The 26,580-nt window shown below is 50.1% G+C and carries 29 protein-coding genes and 1 other annotated feature; of the genes, 15 read left to right on the forward strand and 14 right to left on the reverse strand.

The window, feature by feature from the left end; translation table 11 throughout:
- Positions 1-362 precede the first annotated feature (362 nt).
- From LQ229_RS03790 to LQ229_RS03800, 3 genes are all read left to right on the forward strand, one after another.
- Complete coding sequence (locus LQ229_RS03790) at positions 363-1,418, forward strand: CotH kinase family protein (RefSeq protein ID WP_230191001.1); 1,056 nt, start codon at positions 363-365, stop codon at positions 1,416-1,418.
- 118 nt (positions 1,419-1,536) lie between these two features.
- Positions 1,537-2,442 (forward strand): lipoyl synthase, encoded by a 906-nt coding sequence (lipA, locus tag LQ229_RS03795; protein ID WP_230191002.1) that lies wholly within the window; start codon positions 1,537-1,539, stop codon positions 2,440-2,442.
- A 132-nt stretch (positions 2,443-2,574) separates the two neighbouring features.
- The gene (locus LQ229_RS03800) at positions 2,575-2,874 is read left to right on the forward strand and encodes a YutD family protein (protein ID WP_230191003.1); all 300 of its coding nucleotides are present in this window, start codon (positions 2,575-2,577) and stop codon (positions 2,872-2,874) included.
- Positions 2,875-2,939: 65 nt separating this feature from the next.
- Here LQ229_RS03800 and LQ229_RS03805 read toward each other — a convergent pair whose 3' ends face one another.
- A complete protein-coding gene (locus tag LQ229_RS03805) occupies positions 2,940-3,509 on the reverse strand; it encodes a GbsR/MarR family transcriptional regulator (protein WP_216537164.1) in 570 nt (189 codons plus the stop codon).
- A gap of 259 nt (positions 3,510-3,768) precedes the next feature.
- Between LQ229_RS03805 and LQ229_RS03810 the strand changes: the two genes are divergently transcribed.
- Genes LQ229_RS03810 through LQ229_RS03820 form a run of 3 tightly spaced genes read left to right on the forward strand, consistent with a single transcriptional unit; the run spans position 3,769 to position 6,686 of the window.
- On the forward strand, positions 3,769-4,977 hold the full coding sequence (locus tag LQ229_RS03810; RefSeq protein WP_216537165.1) for a glycine betaine/L-proline ABC transporter ATP-binding protein: 1,209 nt from the start codon (positions 3,769-3,771) through the stop codon (positions 4,975-4,977).
- The gene (locus LQ229_RS03815; RefSeq protein WP_216537166.1) at positions 4,970-5,800 is read left to right on the forward strand and encodes a proline/glycine betaine ABC transporter permease; all 831 of its coding nucleotides are present in this window, start codon (positions 4,970-4,972) and stop codon (positions 5,798-5,800) included. The genes LQ229_RS03810 and LQ229_RS03815 overlap by 8 nt, the downstream gene beginning before the upstream one ends.
- Positions 5,801-5,807: 7 nt before the next feature.
- The gene (locus tag LQ229_RS03820; RefSeq protein WP_230191004.1) at positions 5,808-6,686 is read left to right on the forward strand and encodes a glycine betaine ABC transporter substrate-binding protein; all 879 of its coding nucleotides are present in this window, start codon (positions 5,808-5,810) and stop codon (positions 6,684-6,686) included.
- Between the two features lie 64 nt (positions 6,687-6,750).
- On the opposite strand, the gene LQ229_RS03825 is transcribed toward LQ229_RS03820, so the two are convergent.
- Together LQ229_RS03825 and ylbJ are read right to left on the reverse strand one after the other, a co-directional pair.
- Positions 6,751-7,572 carry an NAD kinase gene (locus LQ229_RS03825; RefSeq protein WP_230191079.1) on the reverse strand — a complete coding sequence of 274 codons (822 nt, stop codon included), beginning with the start codon at positions 7,570-7,572 and terminating at the stop codon, positions 6,751-6,753.
- 98 nt (positions 7,573-7,670) lie between these two features.
- Positions 7,671-8,726, reverse strand: a complete 1,056-nt coding sequence (gene ylbJ, locus LQ229_RS03830) for a sporulation integral membrane protein YlbJ (RefSeq protein WP_216537168.1) — start codon at positions 8,724-8,726, stop codon at positions 7,671-7,673.
- A 420-nt stretch (positions 8,727-9,146) separates the two neighbouring features.
- On the opposite strand from ylbJ, the gene LQ229_RS03835 reads away from it, so the two are divergent.
- Positions 9,147-10,364 carry a DUF418 domain-containing protein gene (locus tag LQ229_RS03835; protein WP_230191005.1) on the forward strand — a complete coding sequence of 406 codons (1,218 nt, stop codon included), beginning with the start codon at positions 9,147-9,149 and terminating at the stop codon, positions 10,362-10,364.
- Here LQ229_RS03835 and LQ229_RS03840 read toward each other — a convergent pair.
- The 3 genes from LQ229_RS03840 to LQ229_RS03850 are packed head-to-tail and all read right to left on the reverse strand — an operon-like array spanning position 10,303 to position 12,472.
- On the reverse strand, positions 10,303-11,274 hold the full coding sequence (locus LQ229_RS03840; RefSeq protein ID WP_230191006.1) for a HAMP domain-containing sensor histidine kinase: 972 nt from the start codon (positions 11,272-11,274) through the stop codon (positions 10,303-10,305). The two genes, LQ229_RS03835 and LQ229_RS03840, sit on opposite strands and share 62 nt — an antisense overlap.
- On the reverse strand, positions 11,217-11,786 hold the full coding sequence (locus LQ229_RS03845; protein ID WP_230191007.1) for a hypothetical protein: 570 nt from the start codon (positions 11,784-11,786) through the stop codon (positions 11,217-11,219). Before LQ229_RS03845 ends, LQ229_RS03840 begins: the two co-directional genes overlap by 58 nt.
- Positions 11,783-12,472: a response regulator transcription factor gene (locus LQ229_RS03850; protein ID WP_216537170.1), complete on the reverse strand. Its 690-nt coding sequence runs from the start codon at positions 12,470-12,472 to the stop codon at positions 11,783-11,785. The genes LQ229_RS03845 and LQ229_RS03850 overlap by 4 nt, the downstream gene beginning before the upstream one ends.
- A 221-nt stretch (positions 12,473-12,693) precedes the next feature.
- Between LQ229_RS03850 and LQ229_RS03855 the strand changes: the two genes are divergently transcribed.
- Both LQ229_RS03855 and LQ229_RS03860 read left to right on the forward strand, forming a co-directional pair.
- Positions 12,694-13,071, forward strand: coding sequence for a globin (locus LQ229_RS03855; RefSeq protein WP_216537171.1), 378 nt, complete (start codon positions 12,694-12,696; stop codon positions 13,069-13,071).
- Positions 13,072-13,094: 23 nt separating this feature from the next.
- On the forward strand, positions 13,095-13,808 hold the full coding sequence (locus LQ229_RS03860; RefSeq protein WP_216537172.1) for a DUF2225 domain-containing protein: 714 nt from the start codon (positions 13,095-13,097) through the stop codon (positions 13,806-13,808).
- Positions 13,809-13,828: 20 nt separating this feature from the next.
- Here LQ229_RS03860 and LQ229_RS03865 read toward each other — a convergent pair whose 3' ends face one another.
- Together LQ229_RS03865 and LQ229_RS03870 are read right to left on the reverse strand one after the other, a co-directional pair.
- Complete coding sequence (locus LQ229_RS03865) at positions 13,829-14,095, reverse strand: hypothetical protein (protein WP_216537173.1); 267 nt, start codon at positions 14,093-14,095, stop codon at positions 13,829-13,831.
- Positions 14,092-14,256, reverse strand: coding sequence for a YycC family protein (locus LQ229_RS03870; protein ID WP_216537174.1), 165 nt, complete (start codon positions 14,254-14,256; stop codon positions 14,092-14,094). Before LQ229_RS03870 ends, LQ229_RS03865 begins: the two co-directional genes overlap by 4 nt.
- Positions 14,257-14,316: 60 nt before the next feature.
- Here LQ229_RS03870 and LQ229_RS03875 point away from each other — a divergent pair, with 60 nt between their 5' ends.
- Complete coding sequence (locus LQ229_RS03875) at positions 14,317-16,107, forward strand: M3 family oligoendopeptidase (protein WP_230191008.1); 1,791 nt, start codon at positions 14,317-14,319, stop codon at positions 16,105-16,107.
- Between the two features lie 75 nt (positions 16,108-16,182).
- Here LQ229_RS03875 and LQ229_RS03880 read toward each other — a convergent pair whose 3' ends face one another.
- Positions 16,183-17,442, reverse strand: coding sequence for a HAMP domain-containing methyl-accepting chemotaxis protein (locus LQ229_RS03880; protein ID WP_216537176.1), 1,260 nt, complete (start codon positions 17,440-17,442; stop codon positions 16,183-16,185).
- A gap of 193 nt (positions 17,443-17,635) precedes the next feature.
- Between LQ229_RS03880 and LQ229_RS03885 the strand changes: the two genes are divergently transcribed.
- Positions 17,636-18,043, forward strand: coding sequence for an O-methyltransferase (locus LQ229_RS03885; RefSeq protein ID WP_216537177.1), 408 nt, complete (start codon positions 17,636-17,638; stop codon positions 18,041-18,043).
- A gap of 623 nt (positions 18,044-18,666) precedes the next feature.
- Here the strand turns inward: LQ229_RS03885 and LQ229_RS03890 are convergent.
- On the reverse strand, positions 18,667-19,608 hold the full coding sequence (locus tag LQ229_RS03890) for a 1-phosphofructokinase family hexose kinase (protein WP_230191009.1): 942 nt from the start codon (positions 19,606-19,608) through the stop codon (positions 18,667-18,669).
- A 16-nt stretch (positions 19,609-19,624) separates the two neighbouring features.
- The gene (locus LQ229_RS03895; protein WP_230191010.1) at positions 19,625-20,497 is read right to left on the reverse strand and encodes a class II fructose-bisphosphate aldolase; all 873 of its coding nucleotides are present in this window, start codon (positions 20,495-20,497) and stop codon (positions 19,625-19,627) included.
- Between the two features lie 274 nt (positions 20,498-20,771).
- Here LQ229_RS03895 and LQ229_RS03900 point away from each other — a divergent pair, with 274 nt between their 5' ends.
- Positions 20,772-21,557, forward strand: coding sequence for a DeoR/GlpR family DNA-binding transcription regulator (locus tag LQ229_RS03900; protein WP_216537180.1), 786 nt, complete (start codon positions 20,772-20,774; stop codon positions 21,555-21,557).
- A gap of 53 nt (positions 21,558-21,610) precedes the next feature.
- Here the strand turns inward: LQ229_RS03900 and LQ229_RS03905 are convergent, their stop codons facing one another.
- Positions 21,611-22,576, reverse strand: coding sequence for an aldose 1-epimerase (locus LQ229_RS03905; RefSeq protein WP_230191011.1), 966 nt, complete (start codon positions 22,574-22,576; stop codon positions 21,611-21,613).
- Positions 22,577-23,000: 424 nt separating this feature from the next.
- Positions 23,001-23,305, forward strand: a binding site (T-box leader).
- A 56-nt stretch (positions 23,306-23,361) separates the two neighbouring features.
- On the opposite strand from LQ229_RS03905, the gene trpS reads away from it, so the two are divergent.
- Positions 23,362-24,354 (forward strand): tryptophan--tRNA ligase, encoded by a 993-nt coding sequence (gene trpS, locus LQ229_RS03910; protein ID WP_216537182.1) that lies wholly within the window; start codon positions 23,362-23,364, stop codon positions 24,352-24,354.
- Between the two features lie 12 nt (positions 24,355-24,366).
- On the opposite strand, the gene LQ229_RS03915 is transcribed toward trpS, so the two are convergent.
- Complete coding sequence (locus tag LQ229_RS03915) at positions 24,367-24,555, reverse strand: DUF5325 family protein (protein ID WP_216537183.1); 189 nt, start codon at positions 24,553-24,555, stop codon at positions 24,367-24,369.
- Between the two features lie 133 nt (positions 24,556-24,688).
- Here LQ229_RS03915 and LQ229_RS03920 point away from each other — a divergent pair, with 133 nt between their 5' ends.
- Positions 24,689-24,910 carry an alpha/beta-type small acid-soluble spore protein gene (locus LQ229_RS03920; RefSeq protein WP_216537184.1) on the forward strand — a complete coding sequence of 74 codons (222 nt, stop codon included), beginning with the start codon at positions 24,689-24,691 and terminating at the stop codon, positions 24,908-24,910.
- Between the two features lie 95 nt (positions 24,911-25,005).
- On the opposite strand, the gene LQ229_RS03925 is transcribed toward LQ229_RS03920, so the two are convergent.
- Positions 25,006-25,989 carry a metal-dependent hydrolase gene (locus LQ229_RS03925; protein ID WP_216537185.1) on the reverse strand — a complete coding sequence of 328 codons (984 nt, stop codon included), beginning with the start codon at positions 25,987-25,989 and terminating at the stop codon, positions 25,006-25,008.
- 109 nt (positions 25,990-26,098) lie between these two features.
- Here LQ229_RS03925 and LQ229_RS03930 point away from each other — a divergent pair, with 109 nt between their 5' ends.
- Positions 26,099-26,395: an MFS transporter gene (locus LQ229_RS03930; RefSeq protein WP_216537186.1), complete on the forward strand. Its 297-nt coding sequence runs from the start codon at positions 26,099-26,101 to the stop codon at positions 26,393-26,395.
- The last annotated feature ends 185 nt before the right edge of the window (positions 26,396-26,580 follow it).

The raw sequence follows: 26,580 nt of genomic DNA on the forward strand, positions 1-26,580 counted from the left end.
TTAAACATTTCCCCTCTCATTTAATATGGATTTACGAGCTTGTTGATCACTGCTTGATAGATACATCTGCAACAATGCTATAAACGATCACCTGCCTTTGGCAAACATCGATGGACCGGTTGGACGAATGATTCCCTCAAGGTGTCATTGATGTTTATTTGTAATTTATTTATATGTATACCGCATCAAAAGGTACTAGATTTCAATCTATTCTCTCGAAAATCCATGAATATCTTAGTATGTTGGACGAGGGTTTAGAAGATTTGGAGCGAATCCCCTTAAGCTGTGCGAAGTACGGGACATATGCCGTGTCCGCATTCATCCCGCCCGCATAACGTAACATCAAAAAGGCGGATGTCCCTATGAGCTTGCCAACCCGTTTTATTGAGATCCATCAGGATGAAGAGCGCGCACTGGAAGAGGATATATGGAGCACTGAATACGTAAAGGCGTATTTATGGAATAGAGGGATTAGGGAAACCGTGAAATTGCGGTATCGTGGAGGGCATACGAGAGAGTATCCCAAAAGATCCTACGATGTATTGCATGGAACGCAAATGTTTCATTTTAACGCGGAATACGACGATCCTTCGATGATTCGCAACGCGCTTTCCTTTCAATTTTTCGAATGGATCGGCGTTCCCTGCCCGCAAACGAGGCATTGCCGGCTCGTGATCAATGGGGTGAACAGAGGCGTTTACCTTGAGATTGAAGCGGTAAACCGCCAATTCTTCGCGAAGCGGGGCATTCCTATGGAATCTTTGGTGTTTGCTGTAAACAATCACGCCAATTTCAGCCTGTTTCATTATAAAACCGGAAAAAGAAAGCAATCGCTGTTTAAAGGATACGATCTGGAAATCGGAAAAGAAGCGGACGCCCGCAAATTGTCCCGGTTCGTTTACAAGCTGAATACGCTGAAAGGAAGGGAGTTGTTCTCCTTCTTGGCCAAGGAGGTCGATATCGAAAATTATCTCCGCTGGCTGGCCGGCGCGGTGTTTACGGGCAACTACGACGGTTTCGATCAAAACTATGCCCTGTATCGCCATAAAACCCGCAACATGTACCGCATTATTCCGTGGGATTATGAGGGGACATGGGGACGGAACTGTTACGGGAAACAGGTGGAAAGCAGTTTGGTCCGCGTAACCGGATATAATCAATTGACGAAAAAATTGCTGCAATTTAGCAGCGTGCGGGTCAGATATAAAGAAATATTGCGCGAAATACTCAAAGAGACGTTTACCGTGTCCAAAATATCGCCCGTTATTTACAAAATGTCCCGGGAAATTTCGCCATATATTTATGCGGATTATGGACGGAAATGGCCGCTGTACGTATACGAAAACGAACCGTTGGTCATTCAAAACTATATTCAGGAACGGCGAAAGCTGATATCGCGGGCGATACTGAAGCTGTAATCCGCGGTACTGCGCATGATTACGGCATAAGCCGAACCGGCGCTTTCTAATCATTCGTCATTCATGATATAATAATGGCAATCTTGCTAGAGCGATACTGACGAAAGAAGGCGTGGAGATGGCTGTGGACGATACACAACGCAAGCCGGATTGGATCAAAATCAAGCTGACAACCGGCGATAATTATAACGAGATCAAAAATATGATGCGTTCCAAAACATTGCATACGGTATGCGAAGAAGCGCGTTGTCCGAACATTTACGAATGTTGGGCGAACCGTACGGCAACGTTTATGATTTTGGGCGATATTTGTACGCGCGCCTGCCGTTTTTGCGCCGTCAACACGGGCATGCCGACGGAACTTGACTTGCAGGAGCCGGAGCGGGTGGCCGATGCCGCGGAGAAGATGGGTCTGCGCCATTGCGTCGTGACGTCGGTCGCACGCGACGATTTGCAGGACGGCGGAGCCGCGATTTTCGCCGAGACGATTAAGGCGTTGCGGCGCCAACTGCCTTTGTGCAGCGTGGAAGTTCTCATCCCCGATTTTATGGGGAATTGGGATGCGCTTCGCGTCGTGATGGATGCGAAGCCGGACATCCTGAATCATAATATCGAGACCGTGGAGCGCATGTCGGACCGGGTTCGGGCCAAGGCGAAGTACCGCCGCTCGCTTGAACTGCTGCAGCGTGCGAAACAAATGCAGCCGCAAATTCCGACCAAATCCAGCATCATGCTCGGCGTCGGCGAAGAATGGGATGAAATTTTGCAGGCGATGGACGATTTGCGCGCGGTCGACTGCGATATTTTGACGATCGGCCAATATTTGCAGCCGACGAAGAAGCATTTGGCGATCGAGAAATATTACCGGCCCGAAGAATTCGCGACATTGAAGGAAGAAGGGCTGCGGCGCGGATTCAGCCATGTCGAATCCGGACCGCTCGTTCGCAGTTCCTATCATGCGCATGAGCAAGTGAAATCGGCGTCGAAGACGCTGCAGGCTAATCATGCGGCTTCTGTGCGATAAGTTAAGTTGAGGTTCGTATCTGCCATAGAAGCGCCTTTCTTGTAATACGCGTTCATAAAGTCAACTTTATTCGCGATCAAAAGCGGGCTTTTTGAACAACCTCTCGTAATTTGATGTTGGGGAGTTGTGTTCATGTTGATACATGTATCCGGCAAAACATATGAACTGGTTCAGGATCATAAAAACGGCTGGAATCCGGAAGCGTTCCGCGACCGGTACAGCGATGTGCTTGACCGTTACGATTACATTATCGGCGATTGGGGATATAATCAGTTGAGATTGAAAGGGTTCTTTCGCGACAATCATCCGAAAGCGTCCAAAGACACGGCCATATCCGGAATCGTCGATTACATTAACGAATACTGCAACTTCGGCTGCGCGTATTTCGTCCTGGAGAAAAACCGCGAACCGCGGCCGAACGGCGGATCGTAACCGACAAGAAACCCCTCGCATGCTGACGAAAGTCAACAAACGAGGGGTTTTATAATAGAGAGGCGCTAATCGGTTGCAGCCGCTTCTTTCGGGATAAAGGAATAGATTTCTCCGGTTTCGAAGGAATCGATTAATCGATGCAGCCAGCGGTAATAATTCAGAGCTTCATTGATTTTATCAATATCGGATTTCAACACAGCTTCAAGCTTCTCGTCCCCTTCATATTCCTTGCGAAGATTGGACAGTTCAAGCAGCGATTTCTTCAAGGCGTTTGCGTTTAACTCCACCGCTTTTCTCCATTTGACCGAGAAATAATCGGTAAAATTCTGGTGCCAATCCGGGTCGACCTCGTACAAGTCTTTGCGTGCTCCCTTTTCCCACACTTTATTTACCATTTTCAAATCCATCAACGTACGCATGCCTGTGCTCATGCTCGTTTTGCTCATTCCCATCGTTTCGCCCATTTCGTCGAGCGTAACGGGATGGTTGTAGAAATACATATGCCCGTATAAGTGACCGATGGATAAGGTTACTCCGTAAAGATCCATATTTTTGCCGATCGACTCGATCACTCTTTGGCGCGATTTTTGTATTCTCCCGATTTGCTCTTCGCTGAGTCCCTCGAACTCCTTCATGATTGATCCTCCCACGGATGTAAGTAGCTATTAATCTTTTCTATCTATTTGAACACGCCCTATTATATATCATTATTCTAAAAAAACAATCCTTCGATGTAAAGAAAGGGGTAAGGAAGGAAAAGGGAGGAAAACAGAGTATACAGTACATAAAGCTTGTAAAGTTAAAACTGTACAAAGATTACAAAGGATTCTCCGTTTTGACGGATCGTCGGTAACATCTCTAAACTTAAACAAAAGAACATTGAGGAGGGTGACGATGCCGATTATTGAGGTAAAGCAATTAACGAAAATATTTGGCTACGACCCCAAACTCGCGCTTCCGCTGCTTGAACAAGGGTGGTCTAAAGATCGGATTTTAAAAGAGACGAAGCAGACCGTAGCGGTGAACCAAGTGAGTTTTTCCATTGAACCCGGCGAAATCTTTGTCATTATGGGATTGTCGGGGAGCGGCAAATCGACGTTGGTCCGTTTGTTCAATCGATTGATCGATCCGACGTCCGGCCAGGTGTTGATTAACGGGGAAGATTTGACCAAGAAAAACGCGGAGCAACTGCGGGAAATCCGCAGAAAGCAAATTAGCATGGTGTTTCAGAAGTTCGCTCTGTTCCCCCATCGGACCGTGCTGCAAAATGTGGAATACGGGCTCGAAGTACAAGGAATTGAGCGTAAAGTGCGCAAAGAAAAAGCCATTCAAGCATTGGCGCTGGTCGGTTTGGAAGGCTGGGCCGACAGTTATCCCGATCAGTTGAGCGGCGGCATGCAGCAGCGCGTAGGGTTGGCCCGGGCGCTTGCCAACGATCCGGCCGTATTGCTGATGGACGAGGCGTTCAGCGCACTCGATCCGCTCATTCGCAAGGAAATGCAGGATGAGCTGTTGGAGCTTCAAACGAAAATGAAAAAGACGATCGTCTTTATTACGCATGACTTGGACGAAGCGCTGCGAATCGGCGACCGGATCGCTTTGATGAAAGACGGGGCGGTCGTGCAGCTAGGCACGCCGGAGGAAATTATGACGAAGCCGGCCGACGCCTATGTTGAGAAATTCGTAGAGGATGTAGACTTGTCCAAGGTGCTTACGGCATCGCATGTCATGATTCGGCCGGAGACGATTACGCCCGAGCGCGGTCCGCGGGTTGCGCTGCAATTGATGCGCGATCTCGGCATATCCAATTTGTACGCGGTGGACAAAACGAAATCGCTGCTCGGGGTCATTACCGCGGACGGGGCGTCGCAGGCCGTACGCGAAGGTTTGCAGTTGGAAGATATTATCGTAACCGATGTCCCGACGGTTTCGCCGGATACGGTGCTGCACGACTTCTTCGATACGATGAGCAGTTCCAAAGTGCCGGTTGCCGTCGTCGACGAGAACAGACGGTTGAGAGGGATTATTATTAGAGGTTCCGTCTTGGCAGCATTGTCAGGCAACTCGGATATAGAGGTAGGTGGAACGCTTGAACATGCCTAAAATTCCGATCGGGTCTTGGATCGAATCGCTCGAGACCTGGCTCGGTAATAACGTAGATCCATTATTTCGCTTTATTAAATTGATTATTGGAAGCATCGTACAATGGTTTGAATTTATCTTTTTAGGAATTCATCCGCTCGTTTTAATCGTATTGTTCACGGCAATCGCTTATTTGATCGGCCGCTGGAAAATTGCCCTGTTTACGCTGATCGGATTCGGCTTGGTGCTGAATCTGGGGTATTGGGACCATACGATGCAAACTTTGTCGCTTGTGTTGACGGCTGCGCTTATATCCGTTCTGTTCGGCATTCCGATCGGAATATGGTGCGCGAGATCGGATAGCGTTCAAAAAGTTGTGACGCCCGTCCTCGATTTTATGCAGACGATGCCCGCGTTCGTCTATTTGCTGCCGGCAGTCTCGTTCTTTTCTTTGGGCGTCGTTCCGGGAGTTATTTCTTCCATTATTTTTGCGATTCCGCCGACGATTCGGCTGACGAATTTAGGAATTCGCCAAGTGCCGGGCGATTTGGTGGAAGCGGCCAACGCGTTTGGCTCGACATCGATGCAGAAGTTGTGGAAGCTGCAACTGCCGCTTGCGCTGCCGACGATTCTCGCCGGCGTCAACCAGACGATTATGCTGTCGTTGTCGATGGTCGTCATCGCTTCGATGATCGGGGCGCAAGGCGTCGGGGCCGACGTATACCGCGCGGTGACGCAAACGAAGACGGGAGTCGGCTTCGAAGCGGGATTGGCGATTGTTGTTTTAGCTATCGTTCTCGATAGATTAACTCAAAATATGATGAAGAAAAAAAGAAAGGGTTGATGGAGCATTGAAGAAACATTGGGGGAAAGGTCTGGCGTTTATTCTCATGTTAAGTTTGGTACTAGCAGGCTGCGCAAGCGGAGGTCAGGCGAAAGGCGGCAAAATATCGCTGGCTTACGTCGCCTGGGATTCCGAAATTGCCAGTACGCATGTCGTTAAGCATATACTGCAAGACAAGTTAGGATATGACGTGGAAATGCTGCAAGTCGATGCAGGGCCGATGTGGAGCGGGGTTGCGGACGGCAGCGCCGATGCGATGGTTGCCGCTTGGCTCCCTGTCACGCATGCCAGCTATTTGGAGAAAAACGAAAGCAAAATCGAGGATCTCGGGTCTAATCTGGAAGGAACGAAGCTCGGATTAGTGGTGCCTTCCTATATGGATATTCAAAGCATTGAGGATTTGAGTAAAGACGAAGTCGGCGCCGCCGTCGATTATAAAGTGATCGGCATCGAACCGGGCGCCGGAATTATGATGTCCACGGAAAAGGCGCTGGAGGATTACGGCTTGAAAGATAAATGGAACTTGGTCGAAAGCTCTTCCGCAGCGATGGCTACGGAATTGCAAAAAGCTTACGACAAGCAAGAGCCGATTATTATTACAGGCTGGACGCCGCACTGGATGTTCGCCAAAATGGACTTGAAGTATTTGGACGATCCGAAAAACGTATACGGGGACGAAGAACAAATTCATACGATCGTACGGAAAGGATTGAAGGATAACGAGCCGAAAGCCTACCAATTCCTCGACCAGTTCCATTGGACGCCGGAAGATATGGCTGCTGTTATGGTCGATATCCAGGAAGGAACTTCGCCGGATGACGCTGCGGTCAAATGGATCGAAGCAAACGATGCGAAAGTGCAGGAATGGCTCGCCGGAGTGGAATAACGACGTAAGGAGAAAGGGGGAGAAACTCGAAGGAGTTTCTCCCCCTTTCTATATGTTGGCGGGATTAATCTTCGGTATTCTCATAGCCGATGAACGCCCGCCGCACGCGATTCCAGAACGGATAAGGACGGTAGCGCGCGAAGCTCACCTTCTGTTTGGCGACGCTGCAGCGCACATAATGAAGATTTCCGAGCGGCACGGACAGATGATCCACCGTTAATAAAAGGCGCTGCTCGTTGCGGGGGTAAATATCGCAATGATGATGATTCGGCAATATTAACGACGAGCCGAGCGTACGATACACTCTATTGTTGATCGAGGCGATCTCGGCCAACTGCAGCGCTTCGATCGACGGATGAAGCATGGCGCCACCCAAGCTTTTATTATAGGCGGTACTGCCGGACGGAGTGGAGACGCAAATTCCGTCTCCGCGAAACATTTCAAACAGTTGATCGTTAATATCGATTTGCGCGACGATCGTTCCGTCGATGCCTCTGACCGTAAATTCATTCAAAGCCAAATATTTCCTCACTCCGCTATCCGTATGAATTTCCAGCTCGACTAGCGGATATTTGACAATGCGGGGCGAGAGGAGATCGGATTTCTTCACGCCCGACATGAGGTCGACCAAATCTTCGAGTTCCGTTGCTTGCCAATCGGCGTAAAATCCTAGATGTCCCGTATGTATGCCCACAAATGCGATTTCGTCCAACCGTTCGATATAACGGTGAAATGCGTGCAGCATCGTTCCGTCCCCGCCGATGGATACGACGATCTCCGGGGTTTGCTCGTCGCACTGCAAGCCTCGCTCGGCCGCGAGGCGGTGAAACTTGTCCGTCAATTCTTTCGAAACGCTGTCGCTGCGTGTTTGCACGAAGTATCTCAACGTAATAACGACTCCTTTAAAATGTTTGTTCAAAAGAGGACTTTTTGAACAACCTCTTAAAATTACTCTCTTTAGATCATAATCAATCTGAACGAGGATTACAATGCGTAATATACGAAAACGATCGCCATCGCCAATATGCCGTGAACGAAACGGGCAAGCAAGAAAGGCCCGTACCGGAGATCGGTTGAATTTAATATGCTCACGACTTGCGCATGCACCGATAATCCGCCCCAGGACAAGACGAAGGCGGCGACGGCCGCTTTAAACGGAATCGCAATATTCGCCCCTGCTTCCCCGGCGGATTGGGCTCCGAGCGTCACTTCGAAAATGCCGTTAACAATGGCCTCCGATAACGATTGCGGCATGCCGAACAACTCGAGCACACTGCGAATGAGCGCGTAGAAGCCGCGCATCGCATTCGCATCGGTCAACAATTGCAAGACGACGGAGAAGAAAACGACCAAGCCTCCGACGACGATGATAAGTTTCAAGGAGGATTCGAGCGCGCTTCGCATCAATTCGCCCAAATTGCGCCCGTCCCGAATGCGGGCTTGATGCATCGATGCGAATGCCCGCTTAAGCCTGCTCCGCTCTCCGCTTTGGCCCGCATGTTCAGGCGGCGTGGGAGGCGCTCCGCGTCCGTGAAACCGCATGAGGAGGCCGATCAATATGCCGGCTCCGTAATGCGCCAGCGCCAATATAGGAGCCATCTTCGCATCTTGGAAAAATCCGACGGAAACGGCGCCGATCAGAAAAATCGGATCGGATGTCGTCGTAATGGCGACAAGCCGCTCTCCTTCTTCGCGCGTAACAAGCTTCTGCTCCCATAATTGCAAAGTCAGCTTGGCGCCGACCGGATAGCCGGAAGCGTAGCCCATGGCAAAAACGAAACCTCCGGTTCCGGGAATGCGGAACAGCGGACGCATGAACGGATCGAGCAGCGTGCCGACAAAATGGACGATGCCGAAACCGAGCAATAATTCCGAAATAACAAAAAAAGGAAATAAAGCGGGAAATAACACGTCCCACCAAATGGCAAGCCCTCGCACCGCAGCTTCCAATGTCGATTCCGGAAAAACGATCATGAGTACGATCAACGAAAAGGCGATTAATGTCAATAGCGGCGTTGCGGATAATCGTAAGGGAAACATAATGTGAATAACTCCTTTGGATTTTTCAACTGCCTTTCTTCTATTGTTATGACCGGGACCGGACAAACAGTACTGAAGAAGGTCAAGCTTCCTTAAAGAATGCGGAAAGAAAACGTTTACATTGCAGCGCTTCTATGTTAGACTATAGGAAATGGAATATGTCGAACGGATCGACAATATGGACGTGGAGTGATGAATATGAGCATTATTGCCGGAATACTCGTATGCGCTTTCGTATATGTCATTCGCGAATCGTTAACCGTACCGGCGGAAGAAGATTATGAAAGCGAAATGAACGGACCTGCGAGACGCTAAACGTAAGTCGAAGTTTACTTTTATAATTTCTTTAGAATTCACCCTTACAATGAATCTGCACTCGGACGCAATCCGGCTGCAGATCATGGAAAGGGTGATTTTTTTATGAAACCTGTTATTGCTCAGGAACGTATTCCTATTCTCGACATCGCCAGAGGACTGGCTATTCTGGGCATCCTTCTCGCCAATATGGCGTTTTATTCTATTTCCTTACAGGCGATTCAATTTCAGATCGAGCAGTGGCCGGATTTCTGGAACCAAGCAGCGAATAAGTTTCTTGAAATATTCGTTAACGGCAAGTTCATCGCTGTGTTCTCCTTCCTGTTCGGTTATGGCATGATTCTATTGAAAGACCGGGCGGCAACCAAAGGCAGGCGTTTCGTGCCGCTGTATTTACGAAGGCTGCTTGCCCTGTTCCTTTTTGGATGGATTCACGGATGGTTTATCTGGTTCGGGGATATTCTTCTCCACTATGCCTTGCTTGGGTTTGTTCTGCTGTTGTTCCACAAATGCAAACCAAGAACGCTGCTGATTTGGGCTGTCTTGCTAATCATGCTGATTCCGGTATTGCTCCTAGCCACTGGAGGGGAAGGAGCAGGAACTGTGCAGTTGAGTCCTGAATTCCAGCAGTACGTCGGTCAAATGATTGAACGGGATCAGATGATTTATGGGGCCGGCACTTATGGGGAAATTCAGAAGCAGCGAGTGTGGGATTGGAATATTTCGCTGGGCAACCAGCTCCTGTTTTACCCGCAGCTTCTCGGCTTATTTCTGTTGGGTGCTTACTTCGCCAAGCGCAGACTGCTTCATGATGTAACCGCATATCAACCGGTATGGATTCGGATTTGCCTCTGGTCGGGAGCAATAGGGCTTGTGTCTACCTTGCTGCCGGTCGGACTGGAGCTAGTCCGAGCCCATTCGGGGCTAATCAATCAATTGAATGTCATCAGGCACTTGATCGGCAGTCCATTGCTCGGCTTGTTCTACATTGCCCTGCTTGCCTTGCTTGTCCGCAAGCAAACAGGGGAGAAAACCTTGCGGCCATTAGCGAATGTCGGCAGGATGGCTTTCACCAACTATATCATGCAGTCCGTCCTGTGCACGCTGATCTTTTGCAGTTACGGATTGGGCTGGTACGGGAAACTCAACGTGCTGGAAGGCCTGCTCTTGTCCGTATTCCTATTTGCTTGCCAAATGGCGATCAGCGCCCTCTGGCTGCGGAGATTCCAAATGGGTCCGCTGGAGTGGATCTGGAGGATGCTTACTTATTTATCGATTTCACCGATTCGCAAGAAAAGGCCGGGTGCCGAACTTTCAGGATAATCCGTACATAAGCCCCGCCCTCGGGGAGATTCCCGGCAGCAACGCTTCCCCCGTGCTTTTCCGCCAATGTTTTGACGATATACAGTCCAAGACCGGCATGACCTTTGGCCGCGGATCGTGAAGGATCGCCTTGATAAAATTTATTGAACAGATAGCTCAGGTCAGCTTCAGTAAACCCTGGACCGGAATCGGCCGTTTCAATAACGGCGGTTTCCGGTCCGATGTTTATCCGCCAACGAATCTGCCCGCCCTCAGGAGTGAACCGAATGCTGTTGGCAATCACATTATCCATCATTTGCTCCAATCGGTGGACATCGGCATCGATTCTCCCGGGATCATCATCGGACATATGAAACGACGATTGAAAATCGATCCGTTTAGCTGCGCACATCATCTGGTATTCCTCCGCTTTTTCCTGACAGAAGGCCATCAAGTCAATCGGCCGTTTAGTCAGAATAAAATCGGGCTGATCGATTTCCGAAACAAGATTCATATCGTCCAGCAATCGGACGGCTCGGTCTGTGCTTTTCCGAATCGTATGCAAATATTTGTCCAGCCGCTCGGCTTGCTTGTCTTTCCTCTCCAGCAAATTGTCGACATGGCCTTGAATGATCGTCAAGGGTGTCCGAAGATCATGCGCAATCGCGGCCACCATATCCCGGCGCTCCTGATCCATCTGCCATTGGGTTGTCAGGGAAGTATGAAGCGCCCGACGCATGTCCTCGAAAGCGCTGGCCAGCTGTGTCAATTCCTTTGAGCCGCCGACGTCGGACAAGGTAAAATCAAGATCGTTCTGGCGAATCCGTGCGGCTCCATCGATCAGTTTCGCGATCGGAGGCTCCAACCGCTTGCCTATTCTGTGGGCAAACAGAATGGTAAACAGCAGAATAAACAGGAAGGGAGCGGCCATGTTTCCGAATATAAACAAGGAAGTTTCGCATCAACCGGCTGGTTGCTGTATAACAGGCTAAGGGCATATCGAAGCACGAAGACGCCGGATAACCGTTCCTCCTGATCCAATATGGGCAAATAACGAATAAAGTATCCGTCCAATTGCTCGGATGTGTTCACCTTGCGTACGATATCCCCAGGTTCGGACAAGAAGCGGCGGCCTTCCCATCCATGGATAATCTGGCCGGATAAATCAACCACTTGATAGTTTATCACTTCTAACGGAATGATCCGCTCCAATTCTGGCTGGAACGATGGGGAGAGCAGCATGTCCTGATTCTGTTTGGCAAACTGTATAATCTCCGGAATTTTCCGTTCGTAGTAATTAGCCGGACGAAGGAAATCACCCTCATTGGAAAGGAGATAATAGAGGCTTGCCCCCCATATGGCTGCAGTACATACCATACTGAGTACAAGCGTCAAGATTAAGGCAAATATAAATTGTCTGCGAAACGATGAGTTCCTCTTCACGACTGCCCACCCCACTTATAGCCGACACCCCATACGGTGGAAATATGGCTTTGATCCGGTGCCAACTCGGTTAATTTCGCCCGGATTTTTTTAACATGTTCCGTGACGGTACTTGAATCTCCTTCTGCATCGAAACCCCATACTTTTTCATAAATTTGCTCCCTGCTAAAAACCTGGTGCGGATGCATCAGTAAAAATTGGACAATTTCAAACTCGCGGACGGTTAACGGCACCTGGCGATTTCGTATAAATACTTGATAGCTCCCAGCATCCAGCGTCAATTCGCCATAGTGAATAATCGAACGGGTCCGGCCCATGCCGTTTCTTTGCTCACGCCGCAAGTGCGCGCGAATTCGCGCTTTCATCTCTTTGATGCTGAAGGGTTTGAGCAAATAGTCATCGCCGCCGACCATCAGCCCTTGAATGCGATCTTCTTCGCTTTGCCTTGCACTTAGGAACAGAATCGGACAAGCGACAAGTCCGCGAATCGCCCGACATACTTCCCATCCATCAAGCCCAGGCATCATTACGTCGAGTATGATCAGATCCGGTTTGGCTCCCAACAGTTCGAATACCTGATCCCCATTCAAAGCTGTGATCACATCATAACCTTCGTCTGTCAACGCATCTTGAATAAACTCCACGATTTCCGGTTCATCATCAACAATCAGTATTTTTTCCTTCATTGGTTTCCCCTCTGTATGTCCTACTGTCTAGCTCGAAACGATGTTATGGGAATTATAGCATAACTCCGTCGATAGGGGTTCAGTTGAACGAACGTAAAGGATACCGTTAGGCCTTTTTCTTAATTTTTTGGTATACTAATATAGAGCGAATAGAACTGTGTTCAATAAATTTGCCTCTTAGAGCGTTCTATTCATAACATAATGGAAAGCTGGGAGAAACGATGAGCAAATACGGTACGATTTACGAAGCGCTGGGCGGCGCGCCTGCTGTACGCCGTCTAGTCGAAGCTTTTTACCCGCGAGTGCAGAAGCATCCTTTGATAGGACCGTTGTTTCCGGAGGATATTAACCCGGTGATGGAGAAGCAGTATATGTTTTTGACGCAATTTTTCGGCGGACCGTCGCTGTATTCCGACGAATACGGCCATCCGATGATGCGTGCGAGACATCTCGCTTTCGAAGTGACGAAGGAACGGGCTGAAGCATGGCTAGGCTGTATGGAGGAAGCTTTGGAGGAAATCGGAGTCGAGCCGGAGCTTAGACAATTTACGATTCAAAGATTATCCGGCCCCGCTTTTCATTTTGTAAATACACCGTAAAAAACGGGACTGGAGGTGGGCGCATGGCTCTGGAGCCGCTATATAAAATGAAAGTGAAGTGCGCGTATTGCGAGAATGTGTTTGAAACGTCGCGAGTGCGCCATAGTTTAAAAAAAGCATATAAAACCGATACCGACTTTTGCGCGTATTACAAAACGATGAATCCCGATTATTACGTCGTAAGAGTTTGTCCGGCTTGCGGATTCGCTTCTACGGAAAATTTCGGAGATAAATTGTCGGATAAGCAGCGCAAAGATTTTGAATCGCAGATTAAAGAGCGCTGGGTTCCCCGCGCCTACGAGGGTGAGCGTTCCTGGGAACAAGCGCTCGAAACGTATCAGCTGGCATTGTTGTGCGCGCAAGCCGTCAGCGAGAAAAAGCGGCTGATCGCAAGTCTCCTGCACCATATTGCCTGGCTATACCGTTACCGGAACGATCACGAGCAAGAGCAACGGTTTATGCAATATACGCTGCAGGAATACATTCGCGTCTACGAGTTGGAAGGGGTGGGCGCCAACAACGCGCGCCTGTTATATTTGATCGGCGAGATCAATCGCCGCCTGGGCAATTACAATGAGGCGGTCAAATGGTTCTCCCGTGTCGTGCATGACAAAAAAATTATGGACGGCGCCATGATTCGGGCGAGCCGCGAGCAATGGCAAGCGCTTCGCGAAGAAATGGCGGAGCGTAAACTGGAGCCGACCGAAGAAATGAAAGCCGCGGAACAAGGAATGTAGCGCGGGCGATCAATCTCCGATTAGCGCGAATGTTCCGATTGACCGGACGAAGGCCGTTTCCGCAGGACGGTATCCGTTAACAAATAATCCCTGTCCGTGTCAACCACGGTTACTTTGTTGCGGCAACAGGGGAAAACAAGCAATTTTTTCTTGCCGTCGTGGATAGCTGCCAATTCCTTCGGCTTCAGCGGAAGCAGAACGTTGGATTCGCCGCAGAACGGGCAATCTTGTACATAGAGATCGTTCATGATGATTTCATACGGCCAAGTTTTTTCGAACGGGATCATGATTGTTCCCCGGTCTCTTCGTTATTTTTTTGCTGGTCGGTTAATTCCGCTATTTTTTGCAATAAAATATGACGAGGCATATGCATCAGATGCTCGAGCGGAACGTTTAATTTTTTGGCTAGCATGACGGCCGTTTCAGGCGATATTTGCAGAGGTTTCATAGGACGCCTCCCGAAAGTTTTTCCACCATTATATCAATAACGAAAGGAAAGGTGAAGAAGGTGAAGCAGCCTTTACAACCGACTTGGGATTTAGATTCGATTTTTGCAGGGGGATCCGGCTCTGCTCCTTTCGCTAGTTTTCTGCAGACGCTGCAAGAAGATTTGTCTTCTTTGCAGCAACAGTTCAAGGAGTTTCAGTTGCCGCGCAATGTAGAGGAAACCGGCAAATTAAACGAATTATTGGATCGGATTCAGAGCGCGATGCAGCGTCTGCGCGAGGCAAGCGCATTTACGGAATGCCTAACGGCGGAAAATCAGAAAGACCGCCAGGCGGTCTTGTTAACCGGCCGCGTCAAATCGATCAACGCGCAACTGTTGGCCGCTTTTACGCGATTTGACGAAATATTGAGCAAGATGGACGAACAAGTCTGGAACGCTTGGCTGGAAACGGCTGAGGTGAAGCCGCTCGCCTTCAATTTGAACGAACGCCGCGAACAAGCGCGCGACAAGCTTCCGCCGGAACAGGAGGCGTTAGCCGGCGATTTGGCGGTTGACGGATATCACGGTTGGGGAGAGTTTTATAATACGCTCGTAAGCCGGATTCGCATTCCGTCCACGGAAGACGGGAAGACGGTTCATTGGTCGGCGGGGCAGGCGTCGAACAAAATGCATGACCCCGATCCGGAAGTTCGTTCGCGCATTTTCAAGCAATGGGAACAAACGTGGGGGGAACAGGCCGATTTATTCGCGGATACGCTGAACTATATGGCCGGCTTCCGGTTGAAATTGTACGAACACCGCGGTTGGGACTCGGTATTGAAAGAGTCGCTTGAAATCAACCGCATGTCGGAGCAAACGCTGCAAGTGATGTGGGACGTGATCGTCCGCAGCAAACCTGTATTCGTCCAATATTTGCAACGGAAGGCCAAGTTATTGGGGAAAGACAAGTTAAGCTGGGAAGACGTCGAGGCGCCTGTCGGCTCTTTGCATAAGAAGGTGTCGTACGACGAGGCCGCGCAATCGATCGTGGAGCAATTCCGCAAATTCAGCCCTAAAATGGCCGATTTCTCGGTTCGGGCATTTGAAGAGCGGTGGATCGAGGCGGAGGATCGCCCGGGCAAGCGTCCTGGCGGATTTTGCACTTCGCTGCCTGTCAGCAGGCAAACGCGCATTTTCTTGACGTTCGCCGGAACGCCGTCCAATGTTTCGACATTGGCGCATGAGCTTGGCCATGGGTACCATCAGCTTGTGATGGACGATTTGCCGGCATTGTCGCAGGAATATGCGATGAATGTGGCTGAGACGGCATCGACGCTGGCGGAGGCGATCATGATGGATTCGACCTTGAAGCAAGCCGAGAGCGATGAAGAACGGATCGTGCTGCTCGATGAGAAAATTCAAAATTCGATCGCATTCTATATGAACATCCATGCTCGCTTCTTGTTCGAAACCCGTTTTTATGAGCTGCGCAAACAGGGATTGGTCGGCGCGGACCGATTATGCGAATTGATGGCGGAAGCGCAAAAAGAAGCGTACTGCGATGCGTTATCCGAATATCATCCGCATTTCTGGGCATCCAAGCTGCATTTCTATATTACGGACGTTCCATTCTACAATTTCCCGTATACGTTCGGTTATTTGTTCAGCGCGGGCATCTATGCCGAAGCGCTGCGCCGCGGCGCCGGCTTCGAAGAGCAATATATCGATTTGCTGCGCGATACGGGCCGGATGACGGTAGAGCAATTGGCTCAGAAGCATCTCGGCGTCGACCTGACGAAGCCGGATTTCTGGCAAAGCGCGGTCGATTTGACCGTGAACGACGTTCGCGAGTTTTTGCAGATTACGGAATAATCCGCCCAATAGAAAAGCGATCGGGGAGAGGTGCGCTCTGTCCGATCGCTTTTTTCATAGTCTCGACTTTAACGACTATAGCTTGAAAATTTGAATCGTTCGCTGCAACTGGATGACCATTTGCTGCATTCGTTCGGCTTCCTGCACCATTTCGACAACCGAATTGATTTGTTCGTTCATCGACGCGGACACTTGCTCCGTGCCGGCGGCCGATTGCTGCGTAATGGCGGAAATATTCTCGATTGCGCCCGATATTTTCTGAGCGTTCGCCAGCATCAGATCGCTTTGCTGGGCGAAATTATAAATTTCATCGGTAATAAATTTTACGCTATGTACAATTTCGGCAAACACTTTCTCGGTTTCCTGGATGAGCTGTGTTTGCATTTTTACGATTTCTTCGTTCACGCTTATGTTTTCGATCGCTTTTCTTACTCCTTGCTCGATTCCCCGCACCAAGGTGAACACTTCTTTGGTCGAAGCGGAAGATTCTTCAGCCAATTTCCGCACTTCATAGGCGACGACCGCGAACCCTTTGCCGTGCTCCCCGGCGCGAGCCGCTTCGATGGAGGCGTTAAGCGACAATAAATTCGTTTGTTCCGCAATTTCGGATATCGTCTTCGTGATTTTGGTAATGCCGTCCGCTTGTTTGGCCAGTTCTTCGATTGTGTAAGCTACGGTTTCCGTCGCTTCGATATTTCTTTGCATGCCGGCGCTTTGGCTTTCGACAGCCGATCTTCCTTTTTCGACTAGCATCAAGGCGCTTTCGGAACGGGCGTTCATTTCTTTGGTCGATGCGGCATAACTTGCGACCTTCTGTTCGATGTCTTTAATCGATTCGGACACGGAGCCGACTTCTTCCGAAATCTCGGCCGCGCCTGTCGCCAGTTCGTTGGAAGAGGATGCGACTTGTTCCATCACAAGCTTCATATTATTGTTTTTATTGAAAATGTCTCTGCTTGTATCCGCTACGTGGCGGGAAATATTCGACGTTTCTTTCAAAATTTCTTTCAGTTTGTCAATCATGCTGTTGAACGAACGCCCTAGTTGGCCTAATGCGTCGTCGGACGTTATCGAGACACTGTTCGAAAAGTCTCCTTTGGAAATGCTGAGCGCTACGCGAGAAATATTCTCGATCGGTTCGGTCAGCGCTTTCTCAAGCATGCCGATAAACGGATAGCTGGCCGCAATGAGAACGAGAAGCACGATAAGTCCCGGTACGAAAGCGCCTCCAGCCGTGAGCAGCAATACGATCGTCGCGATCGAAAATACGCCTACGATAGAGTAACAGCCGATGAGAAGTTTCTGTTTGAAAGAGAGAGAATGGAACCAGTTCATAGGAACGCTCCTTTTCTAAAATGATATCCATATTATAACATCGGTTCGATAAATGGTCTACAAGACCCAATGAAGTCTTTTGTTGAATAGACCCATAAAATGCAGAAATATGTTGATATTAGGAAATTCGTTCCGTATAATGTGAAATAAGCACTATTAATAAATAGAAAATTTAGGAGATGAAAGGAGGGAAATGATGGAATTGAACCAACTTTCTTTGGCGAGGCAGATGGATATGGTGGTTAGAGAACTGAGCGATGAATTGTCTTCCCTCTCTTCGGGTACGGTATTTGTGCAAATTCGCAACAATGCGATCGGCAAATTCGGCATCCGGCATAATCCGATCGAAAGCCGCAACGGTGAGATGCAGCAGCCGCAGCAAGGTTTGACGTCCGTTCAGCAACGGTCGTTCCGCAACATGGCCATTGAAGCGCTCAAGTACAAAACCAGTTGGACGCACGGAGAAATTTGTTTCGATTTTACGGTGAGGCAACAGGCTGTCGTTATTAGCGTACAATTTGAATCCCATTATAATATGGCGAATTTATTAATCCGCATGAATCAACGGCATACATACCGCGAGAAAAATTTGGACTTATAGCAATTTTTATATCAACGTCCCCTAGTATTATAAAGTACTAGGGGCGATTCATGTTATGGACTACTTACCCCGCCAAACGATCCGACGACGGTACCTGATGCGTTTAGGTTAACGGATTTTCGGGGCGTTATTTTGTCCGAAAATGCTGTTTTGGCGGAGTTAACGGATTTTGAGGGCGTTATTTTTCCGAAACTTATTAAAATTAAACATTCTCGGGTAAATTGCGGCATATTAACGGATCGAAAATCCGCTAATTCCGAAACATTGACTGGAAACTGGAAAATAGGGCCTTGGAAATCCGTTATTTTTTGCGGCACGTTACCATCCGCATCCCAGTTAGTCAATGTAATTGCTATGCTAACCAACGCTAACGGTAAAAACCGGCGTTAATTCCTCCATTTATGCTCTGCGGCATAAAATAACGGTATTTCCTACAGTTAATTCTTACGTAAAAACGAATTTAGCCGGGAATGTGCCTAATTAGAGGTAGAAATTGGAGTTGCTTTCGCTGCGGCCTTAAAAACAAGGAAAGTAGCGGTAGTTTTTACCGCTACTTCGTTCAGGCAGCAATTGTTACAATCTCGGATGCCGCCGCGGAGCTTATACGTATTCCTGTTGCGCGATCAGTTTCGCTCGGCGACGCTCATGCCGGCGAAGAGCCGGTCGACATCCTCCGGGCGCACGTTGCCGGCACTCGGCGTCAGCGCGTTGGCGCTGCCGCAGGCGCAGCCGAAACGGAGCAAGTCGGCGTCGGAATAGCCGCGCTTCATCGCTACAACCATGCCGCTGACCATCGAATCGCCGCTGCCGACCGGATTGACGATGTCCATCGGCGGAAATTGGACGCGATAGACGGAGCCGTTGCAACCGGCCAGAGCGCCGTTGCCGCCGAGCGAGACGACGACGTACGGAATGCCGCGTCCCATGATGTCGCGAATGCAGGCGATCAGATCCGCTTCCGTCCCGGCCGCTTTGCCGAGCAGCTTCCGGATTTCATGCTCGTTCGGCTTGATGAGCGCCGGCTTCGCCTCGATTCCGGCGACCAAGGCGTCGCCGCTCGTGTCGAGAATGAGCCGCAACGATCCGTTCGCGGAGCGGGCCTCTTCGATCAGTTCCGCATACGTCCCGGCAGGACAGCCTTTCGGCAAACTGCCGGAGAACACCATATGCGTCGACCGTTTCGCCAACTCGCCGATTTTCCGTTTCATGGCGTCCAATTGCCCGCTCGTGATTGTCGGTCCGGGCTCGAGCAATTCCGTTTGCCGGTTCGCGTTCGCCGGATCGAGCACGGTGATGCATTGGCGCGATTCGCCGTCGACCTGGACAAAATCGTGGGCGATCTTCTCCCGATCCAGGCCGCTTGTAATAAACGATCCATGGGAGCCGGCGACGAAGCCGGTCGCCGTCACGACCTCGCCCAACGTCTTCGTAACCCGGGCGACGTTGATGCCTTTGCCGCCGGCAACGGCTGTCATGCTTTGGACCCGGAATACGTTGTCCGTGCCGAAGTGGGGAACCGTATACGTTTTGTCGATTGCCGCATTTAAAGTGACTGTCGTAATCATCGTTTATGCTCCTAACTTACGCTTTGCATTCGTTTGCGCGTCCCACGCAGCCGGTAAGCTGCATTTTCTCGATCGCCAAACGTTTCACCGCTTCTTTCGCAGGAACCATATATTTGCGCGGATCGTTCTCTTCCGGGTTCTGTGCGAATATATGCTTGATCGCATCGGAGAAAGCGATGCGCAGTTCCGTGGCAACGTTCATTTTCGCCATGCCGAGACTGACGCAACGCTTCACTTGGTCGGCGGGAATGCCCGAGCCGCCGTGCAGAACGAGCGGGACTTGCACCGAATTGAAAATTTGCTCCAATTTATGGAAGGCGATGTTCGGCTCGCCTTTATAAATGCCGTGCGCGGTGCCGATCGCGGGCGCGAACGTCGGTACGCCGGTCCGTTCCACGAATACGACGCATTCCTTCGGATCGGCCAAGCGGGCGTCTTCCTCTTCAACGACGATATCGTCTTCAACGCCGCCTACCTTGCCAAGCTCGGCCTCGACGTTGACGCCTGCGGCTTTGGCCACTTGAACCACTTCGGCCGTTCTGCGGACGTTTTCCTCGAACGGATGCATCGAAGCGTCGATCATGACCGATGTGTATCCGGCGCGAATGCAGCGCACAATCAAATCGTAATCGGTGCAATGATCCAAATGAAGCGCGATCGGCACCGACGATGTTTTGGCCGCGACCGAAGCGGCTGCAACGATATATTCAGGCCCGAGATGCTTGACGGTTCCTACGGTCGTTTGCAATATGAGAGGCGCTTGCGCCTCTTCGGCCGCTTCGACGACGGCCTGAAGCATTTCAAGCGTATGAACGTTAAACGCGGTAATGCCGTATCCGTTCGCTCTTGCAGTTTCCAACATCGATGTTGATGAAATTAAATGTCCCATTGAATGTCCCCTCCAATAAAATGATTGAAACGATCAAAATAATGATTTATACTTTCATTTAAGTTGATTATAGTGTAGGATAAAGCAAGTGTCAATTGCGATGAACGGCAAGTACATCAAATCGCTGCCAATCAACGGCCTCCTGCGTTTCCGAGCTTATCGGCGAGGGCTCCAATATGCTATAATGATGTGAGCCTTTCAATCAAATGCATCATCGGCGATCGGATGGGCGGCACCAACGAATAAATAATACCAATGGGCGGAGTGACTTATCATGACCGGACCGGCTCTTACCAAAGGCGAGCTTAGACGTCAACAAATTTTACAATTTATTAAGCAAAAAGGACGAATCACGATACAGGAGATCATCGAAAATTTCGATTGTTCGGAAGCGACCGCGCGCCGCGATTTGGACTTGTTGGACAAGCAAGGCGCCATCATCCGGACGATCGGCGGAGCTTTGTTCGAAGGAATGAATTCCGTGCGCGAGGTTCCTTTCGCCGAGAAGAAACAGCAGTTGTGGCTGGAAAAAGAAAAGATCGCGCGCAAGGCGGTCGAATGGATCGAAGAAGGGGATAGCGTCTGTCTAACCGGCGGTACGACCACGTTTCTGATCGCGCGCGAGCTGAAACAAATGCAGGGCGTGACGGTTGTGACGAACGCGGTCAATATCGCGATGGAACTCGCCGATTCCGACGGCATCCAAGTCGTTGTCGTCGGCGGCGTTATGCGCAGCAAAAGCTACGAGCTCAGCGGGCCGCTTGCGGAGAAGACGATCGAGCATCTCAATATCGAGAAGCTCTTTATCGGCATTGACGGCATATCGATCGAACAAGGAATTTCGACGTATTCAGAGCTTGAGGCCCAGACGGCCAAAATGCTCATGGCCCGCACCAAGCGCACCATTGCCGTATTCGACCATACAAAGGTCGGCAAGGCCTCCTTATTCTCGATCGCGCCGCTTACCGAACTGCACGCTTGCCTTACGGATACGAGGATGGACGCGGCGATGGAAGCCGAATTGGACCGCCACGGCATAACGGTCGCTTACGCGCTATAGCGCCGCAAATGCAAAGAAGCAATGCCTCCGGCGAACGAGGCATTGCTTCTTTCTTATTCGTAACGGATGTCGAGGTTGACCTGCAAATCGACCTTATCATGCGGCTGGATATCGATTAACCCGGTAACGGATCGATCGAGCTTCAAATTCGGCGCATCCGGCAGCCAAGTATACGGTTCGATGCAGATGAATTGATCGGCCTCGCCCTTCGTATAGACGACCCAATGTTTAAAGTATCGTTCCCCCGCGCTGTACACTAGCTTCAATCCGTCGTCGCGCGTTAAGACGGCGCGGACCGGGTTGGCGCCGATTTGGAAGGCGGTATCGAAATTCGTTCCTTTCAACTTGATCCCTTGCGGCAATAAAGCGTGTTCGCCGAGCGGCAAAACGTTGCCGGTCGGCAGCAATTCCGCGTCCAGTTCGTATATGGCGGAAACCGGCAGTTCCAGCTTCCACTTCTCGGGTTCTCCGTCGATCATAAACCAGGTATGCAGCCCGAAGCCGAAGGGAGCGGCATGCTCGCCGAGATTGTGCACCTGGAGCGATTGCGACAACGTCGAACCGCGCAATTCGAGCGTCATCTCAAGCTTGAGAGGGATCGGATATTGCCGCGCCCAGTTCGGATCGCTGTCCGTCAGGAACGTTGCCGTAACGGTGCAATATTCGTCCAGTTCTTGAATATCGGCCACTTTCCACGACTGCGTACGGTGCAAACCGTGAATATGGTTGTTGTTGGCCGTATTTTGATCGAATTGGTATTGCACTCCGTCATATTCGAAGGCGCCGCGGCGGATCCGTCCGGGCGGAATTAACATCGGAATGCCGAAGTGATACGGTTTCTGCATATAAAAATCGAGATCGGCGGCATCGGGTACGCGCAGCACTTCGCGCTGTTTCGTGCGGTCCCAAATGCGGATGACGTTGTTGCCGAGTCCGGGAAGAAGCGTTACTTCAAGTTGTTCGCTATGTAGGATATACGTATCATGGCCGTTCCATTGTCCTTTTGTTACTTGGGGCATAGCGCATTAACTCCTTTTAGAGGTTGTTCAAAAAGTCCTCTTTTGATCACGAAGTATTACTGGAGCGGATTCGACATCGAATCTTGCGTTCACCCTCGAATAGCTTATGCTTACGAAGTATGTTTCCTCCGGAAACATTGCAGGTGCTCATGCAGGTTTTGCCTACACTCCGCTCCTCCTGAAAGTTTTGCGCAGCAAAACTCGCTTCGGAAGCATGGCTTCGGGTTCCCGCAACCTTCTCGGTGCTGAAAAGCTGACTTTTTGAACACGCATTTTTATATAATCTCTTCTCATCATATCAAATTCGAAGAAGAAAGTCATAATAAATGTATCGGCGCGGGTCAAGACGACTGCCGGGGGCAACGTACCGCCATTTGACATTCTATGCGGCAATCTGTTATGATAACCCCAAAATTCAATGAAACGAAAAGCGATGAGAGGGATAAGTAAACGGTCGGCGGACCCTGCAGAGAGCCGGTGGTTGCTGCGAACCGGCGGAGCCTATTGATTGAAATGGACCCTTGAGCGCCGAAGCGGAAACGATAGAGGCCAGGTAACGCCGTGAAACGGCGGAGGAACGGCGGCAGCGGCAAGTTGCCCGTTCTAGGCCGAATTGAAGTATGCCGGTCGTCCGCCCCGCGTTAAGGGGTGAGAAGGTTTGTTCGGATCGTTTGCTGCATGGTTCCGAACGAACAAATTAGGGTGGCACCACGGTCTTTCGTCCCTTGCGGACGGGAGGCCTTTTTGATTTGAAAATAGGTTGCAAGCACAAGGAGGAGCAAATAATGAAACGAGTATTATCGGGCATTCAACCAAGCGGCAAGCTGACTCTCGGCAACTACATCGGCGCGATGTTGAATTTCGTGAAATTGCAGGAGGACCATGAATGCTTCTTCATGGTTGTCGATTTGCACGCAATTACGGTTCCGCAGCAACCGGAGGCTCTCAGAGAGCAGTCGGAAGCGGTGGCGGCATTGTTCATAGCGGCGGGAATCGATCCGGCGAAGGCGAACGTTTACATGCAATCGCATGTGCCTGCGCATCCGGAGTTGGGATGGCTGCTAACGACGTTAACGTATATGGGCGAATTGGAGCGAATGACTCAATTTAAGGATAAATCCGAGGGGAAAGAATCGGTCGGAGCGGGGTTGTTCGTCTATCCGGCATTGATGGCGGCCGATATTTTAGTGTACAATGCCGATTTGGTGCCGGTCGGGGAAGACCAGAAGCAGCATTTGGAATTATCACGCGATTTGGCGGTACGTTTCAACCATCGGTTCGGGGAATGCTTCACCGTTCCGGAACCGTACATTCCGAAAGTGGGCGCGCGAATTATGTCGCTTGACGACGCAACCAAAAAAATGAGCAAAAGCAATCCGAATCCTGGCAGCTACATCGCCCTGCTCGATACGCCGGACGAGATTCGCAAAAAAATTAGCCGCGCCACGACCGATTCCGGACGCGAAGTCCGTTACGATCCGGCGAATAAGCCGGAAGTCAGCAACTTGATGAGCATCTATTCGCATGTTGCGGGCTTATCGCTTGAACAGATCGAAGCGAATTACGAAGGTCAAGGATACGGAGCGTTCAAAAAGGATTTGGCGGAGCGGGTCGTTGCGGCAATTGAGCCGTTGCAGCAGCGTTATCGCGATATTCGCGAATCGGGCGATATCCATGATATATTGCGGCAAGGAGCCGAGCGGGCTTCGGAAGTCGCCGAAGCGACGCTCAAGCAAGTGAAGGAGATGATGGGCTTCCTGCCAAGAATGCCGCGTTAACGATCGGCAATATTAATTCGTCGAATTGCCGGACTGGCGCCGTCCCATTCGCGCCTTGACGACAAAGCCGAAACCGATGTTGGCGAGCGTGACGACGGCGAGCAGCACGGCAAGCCACGCATAATGGCTTATCGAGACGGCCGTGGCGATCATTAGCACCACCGAACTGACGGCAAACCATAAAGAGAGACCTTTACTCATTGTATAAAACCTCCAATGACATTTCGTGTACGTTTTCTTTGGATATGGGAATAACATTTTCAAGGCGGGTAATAATAAGCTTGCAAGCTTGCAAGAACACATTTTATCGCAGCGTGAAAGGAGATTTTATTGTATGGGTCAATCACGTCGCTCTAACCAGTTATTAGTTCCAGAAGCGAATGCAGCTTTGGAGCGCATGAAAATGGAAGCTGCTCAAGAACAAGGCGTTACGATTCCTCAAGACGGTTACTACGGTCACGTTACATCGCGCGACGCCGGATCTCTTGGCGGATACATCACGAAACATTTGGTTCAAATGGCTGAACAACAACTTTCCGGCCGTACGAACCGCTAATCGATCGGCAAAGATTCAAAAGAGCTCGAGGCTGCGCCTTGAGCTTTCTTTTTTTCATTATATAATGTTGATTGTGACGCAAGTTGGGGCGATCGTCAATAGCTGTTTAACCGCAGCCGTTTTTCGATGCGTTTATCGTTGATCCAGCCGACATAGGATTCCAGCGGTTGAAACTCTTTGTCCATCATCACGACGGCGACAAACGGAAACTGTCTCCGGTGACGGAAGCGGACGTCCGACCAGCGCACCACATACCCGACACGGGTTTTCTTCACTTCGGCGCAAGCGTAAGAGGATAGATGCAGCATTGCTTGCACGCATTCGTCCTGTTTCGATTCGCTCACGGCCGGATGATCGGAGCATGTCACATGTTCGATCCATTCCAACTGATTCGGATGAAACTTTCCGATCATATAGCTTCGATCCGGCTTCGTCTTCACGACATGCCAACGGGACAGCGATACGGTAGGAATAAGAACATAGGTATCGCCTTGCTCGTATTCGGAATCGAGCTTGGGCAAATTCCGTTCCAACCGGTTATGGTCGAAGGTGCGCCATAAATAGTAAAGAATCAGAAACCCGTACAATAACGGGAAAATGACATTTGGCCGGCTTAAACCGAAGGCCCACATAAAAATCGCGACGACATGCGTTGCGAAAATAACCGGGTCGAACAGGTGGATAATATTCCAAGAAACCCGCTTATTCATCAGGGGCCAAAACGCTTGCGTGCCGTACGGATTGAACAGGTCGGTGAAGTTGTGCAAACAAACGGCGAAAAACACCCAGAATGCGACGTGATCGACCGGCACGTTGCGAAAAAAGAAAGTGACGACTAGCGTGACCAATAAGGTCCATATCGGAATAAACAAAAGCGAATGGGTAATGCCGCGATGATGGCGGACATAGAACGCATTGCTTTTTAACCGCAGCACATCGTCGAAATCGGGGGCCTGCGAGCCGATGACGGTCCCGAGCAACACGGCGGCCGCAAGCGAGGAATTCGCCGCAACGGCCGGATCGATATAACTGAGCCCGGCGAGTCCGAGTCCCATGACCAGATGTGTTCCCGTATCCATTTTGAAATTTCCTCCCTTTTGACTAGAAAACTTATGCAACGAATGTTAGTATTGGCCGAAAGCATGTAAAATATAAGACGGATGAAAGCAAGAAAGGCGGAATGAAGAAATGAATGTCGGCTTTGTAGAGTATAAAATCGATCCCGAGCGCCGCGAAGCTTACTTGAAAACGATGAAAAGGCTGCTGGCGGATTGCGGGGGGAACGTCACGCTGTATGAAGGCGCCGATCAACCGAATTTGTTCGTCGAGACGTGGAGCTTGACTTGCCCCGAAGATTTCGAACGCATAAAACGGGATAGGCTTACCGCGGGCAGCGAATGGGAGCGCATGACCGATTTTATCGTCGGCGGTAAGGATAAAATACATATCTGGGAGTTTATTCATGTGTTAGATGCGAAATGCTAAGGAATTGTCAAATTGATGAATGTTCTCGCGCGAACGTTGTCAAACGTCGAATGGTTTTGATATGATAAACATCATAGCAAAGCCGTGAAAGTTGCGCTTTCGCGAGTACAAGCGAAGCGAATGATTGCGAGGCAATGTTGTTTCTCGGCTGGCCTCGCGTGGAAGCGAGTCTTTCGCAAAACTTT

Source organism: Paenibacillus sp. CECT 9249 (assembly GCF_918697855.1).
GTDB lineage: Bacteria > Bacillota > Bacilli > Paenibacillales > Paenibacillaceae > MSJ-34.